The 503-nt window shown below is 58.3% G+C and carries 1 protein-coding gene; it reads right to left on the minus strand.

What is annotated here, in order from left to right; translation table 11 throughout:
* Nucleotides 1-334: beta/alpha barrel domain-containing protein (locus E1B25_RS22040; protein WP_483458033.1), on the minus strand; the 334-nt coding region annotated here is incomplete at its 3' end.
* Nucleotides 335-503: the final 169 nt, after the last annotated feature.

Consider the following 503-nt stretch of genomic DNA (forward strand, 5'->3'; position numbering starts at 1 on the left):
CGCCGCGAGTCGAGCCAGTGTGCCAGATCTGCGGCGCGATTTTGCCGCCTGCCGAATGCACGGCAGAGGCGACATCGGCCCAGCCGGCCATCGCCTTGTCTCCGTGAAAGAACGGAATGCCAGGCAAGTTGCGCGACGCGGGACGGTCTACCACAGTACCTTCGGTCAGGATCAGGCCAACGTTCGCGGCCGCGCGGCGTTTATAATAGCCTACCTGCGCCTGTCCAGGAATGCCTTCAGGGGCCATGTTGCGGGTCATGGGGGCCATAACGATGCGGTTGGCCAATTCCATCCCTTTGAGGGAGAAGGGGCGGAAGAGGGTGTCGGTTTTCATGTCGTATCCTAATTCGCTTTTTTATCGTCGAAGCCTTAGGTATACTTCTTATACTTGGTGTCCAGAACGCACCTGAGATGCACTAAGTAACCCGGAGGAAACCATGCCACACGACACCCACTGCAACGGATCCCGTTTTTCGGTCGATTGCCCGTCGCGTCTGCTGTTC

Source organism: Antarcticimicrobium sediminis (assembly GCF_004348975.1).
GTDB classification, from domain to species: domain Bacteria; phylum Pseudomonadota; class Alphaproteobacteria; order Rhodobacterales; family Rhodobacteraceae; genus Antarcticimicrobium; species Antarcticimicrobium sediminis.